At 74.3% G+C, this 3136-nt stretch carries 1 protein-coding gene; it reads left to right on the top strand.

Features of this window, described 5'->3' with window-relative positions; genetic code table 11:
• A partial coding sequence (locus tag IH13_RS0119610; protein WP_234433338.1) for an SDR family NAD(P)-dependent oxidoreductase occupies positions 1-3136 on the top strand: 3136 nt, incomplete at both ends.

Below are 3136 nucleotides of genomic sequence, written 5' to 3'. Positions count from 1 at the left end.
CCGCCGTCGGCGACGGCGGACGGCCGACCTGTTCCAGCGGTCTGAGCGCACTGCTGCGCACGGCCCACCTGGAGAACCCGAAGCTGCGCACCCAGTACCTGGAGTGCCTGGACGGCGCCTCGCCCGCCACCGTCGCCGCCCGCCTCGTGGCCGAGGCCACCACCGACCCGGAGCCGGAGGTACGCCACCACGACGGCCACCGCCAGGTCCGCCGCCTCACCGAGGTCACCGGCGGACCCCTCACCGCCGCACCCTGGCGAGAGGGCGGCGTCTACCTCGTCACCGGCGGCATGGGCGGGCTCGGCCTGCATGTCGCGCGGGACATCGCCGCCTCGGCCGCGCAGGCCACGGTGGTCCTCACCGGGCGCTCCCCGCTGACCGAGGAACGACGCGCCACGCTGCGGGATCTGCGCACCACCGGGCTGACCGTCCGGTACGAAGCCGTCGACGTCACCGACCGGGACGCCCTCGCCGCACTGCTGGCCCGCGTCGCCGACGAGCACGGCCCGCTGACCGGCGTGCTGCACGCCGCCGGCGTGATCCACGACAACTTCGTCGTCCGCAAGAGCACCGAGGAGCTCGACCGGGTCCTCGCCCCGAAGGTCACCGGACTGGTCCACCTGGACGAGCTGACCCGGGACCAGCCCCTGGAACTCTTCGTCTGCTTCTCCTCGCTCGCCGGCGCCCTCGGCAACCCCGGCCAGAGCGACTACGCCGCCGCCAACGCCTTCATGGACGCCTACGCCACCCACCGCAACCAGCTCGCCGGCGAGGGCCTGCGCAGCGGCCGGACCGTGTCCGTCAACTGGCCGCTGTGGGACGAAGGCGGCATGGGCGCCCACAGCCCCGTCCGCGAGCAGCTGCGCGCCGCCGGCCTCGCCCCCCTCGACACACAGCGCGGCCTCGCCGCCCTGCGGTACGCGCTCGTCGGCGAGGACGTCCGAGGGGACGACAGGCTGCTGGTCGTCGCGGGCGACCGTGAGGCCCTGCTGACCCTGCTGACGGAGCGCGCCGGGGAGGCGGCACCTCGGGCCGCCGTACCGCCGGCCGCCCTACCGCAGGACGTGGCAGCGCGGACCACGACGGGTACGACCGCGCATGCCCCCGCCCCCGGTGCTGTCCTCGGCGGCGGTTCCGCACGGTCCGTCGAGGACCGTGCGGTGGCTCACCTCAGGCGTGTGCTGGCCGCCGCCCTCAAGCTCGGCCCCGAACGCCTCGACCCCGACACACCGCTGGAGCGGTACGGCATGGACTCGGTGCTCGCCGTGGCCATGGTCGAACCGCTGGAGGACACCTTCGGGCCGCTGTCGCGGACGCTGCTCTTCGAGGCGCGGACCGTGCGCGGGCTGGCCCGGTACCTCGCGGACGAGCACCCGCAGGCGCTGCGCGCACTCGTCGGAGAGCCGGCGCCCGGGGCCGCCCGGCCGCAGACCGCCCCGCCCGTAACGGCCGGGTCCGGTGCCGTCGTTGCCGCTCGGGTCCCCGTTCCCGCCCCGGTCCCGACACCGGCGGGCCGGGACATCGCCGTCATCGGCATCGGCGGGCGCTACCCGCACGCCGACGACCTGGAGGAGTTCTGGGCCGCGCTGCGCGAGGGACGTGACTGCGTCACCGAGGTCCCCGCCGAGCGCTGGGACACCGGCGGCAGGGCCCAGTGGGGGGCGTTCCTGGACGGCATCGACCGCTTCGACCCGCTGCACTTCGGCATCTCGCCCCGCGAGGCCGCCGCGATGGACCCGCAGCAGCGGCTGTTCCTGGAGGCCGTGTGGCACCTGCTCGAACAGGGCGGGATCACCCAGGAGGTGATCGAGAGCCGCTACCGGCGGCGCGTCGGGGGGTACGTCGGCGCCGCCTACCAGATGTACCGGGCGGACTCCTCCGAACCGGTGCTCGCGGCCCTCACCTCCTCCGCCTCCTACAACCTCATCGCCAACCGCGTCTCCCACTTCTTCGGCCTCGAAGGCCCGAGCCTCGCCGTGGACAGCATGTGCACCTCGTCCGCCATGGCCGTCCACCTGGCCTGCGCCGACCTGCTGCGCGGCGAGTGCGAGCTGGCCGTCGCCGGCGGGGTCAACCTGACCGTGCACGAGGACAAGTACCTGGCCCTCGGCGAGATGCAACTGCTCGGCACCCACCCCGGCAGCCGCAGCTTCCGCGACGGCGACGGCTACCTCCCCGCCGAGGCGGTCGGCGCCGTCCTGCTCAAGCCGCTGGACGCGGCGCTGCGCGACGGCGACAGAGTCCTGGCGGTCCTCAAGAGCACCTCCTCGCTGCACGGAGGCCGCTCCAACGGCTTCATGACGCCCAGCCACCGCACCCAGGTCGCGGCCATGCACCGGGCGCTGGAGCGGGCCGGTGCCGACCCCGGGTCCATCGGCTACGTCGAGTCCGCCGCCAACGGCACCGCGTTCTCCGACGAGGTCGAACTCCGCGCCCTGCGCGAGGTGTTCACCGGTGTCACGCCCCCGGTGCCGGTCGGCGCCGTGAAGTCCAACCTCGGCCACCCCGAGGCGGCCTCCGGCATCGCCCAGCTGACCAAGGTCGTCCTCCAGCTCCAGCACGGCCAGATAGCACCGCTCGTCGAGGCCGGCACCGCCAACCCCCGTCTGGACCTAGACGGTTCGCCACTCGAACTGTGCGACCGGCTGACGGACTGGGAGCCGCGCGGCGGCACGGGCACCGACGGCCCGTCCCACCCTCGCCGCGCCCTCATCAACTGCGTCGCGGCGGGCGGCTCCCACATCAGCATGGTCGTGGAGGCACCTCCGGCCGCCGCTGAGCCCGGGGCCGACGACCCGGACACCGCGCCGCAGATCGTCGTGGTCTCGGCCCGGACCCAGGAACGCCTGCACACGGCGGTACGCCGCCTGCACGCCTTCCTCGAAGACGACGACACGACGAGCCTCGCGGACATCGCGTACACCTGTCTCTTATACACACTCCCGTACCCGCGTACCGGGGCAACGCCGAAGACGACGACGGACCATGGACCTCCGTCCTGTCCGGCGCCCGGAGCCAGGCCTTCCTCGCCGGGCTCGCCGAGGACGGGGCCCTGGAGGACCTGGCCGCTCTCTGGGTGCGCGGGGTCCGGGTGCCCTGGAGCGCGCTGCACACCGGACGGCGCCGGACGGCGGCC

It is taken from the genome of Streptomyces sp. NRRL WC-3549, from assembly GCF_000721935.1.
Classification (GTDB): Bacteria; Actinomycetota; Actinomycetes; order Streptomycetales; family Streptomycetaceae; genus Streptomyces.
The sequence above is the reverse complement of the archived record's forward strand: the minus strand, read 5'-3'. Positions and strand labels throughout refer to the sequence as shown.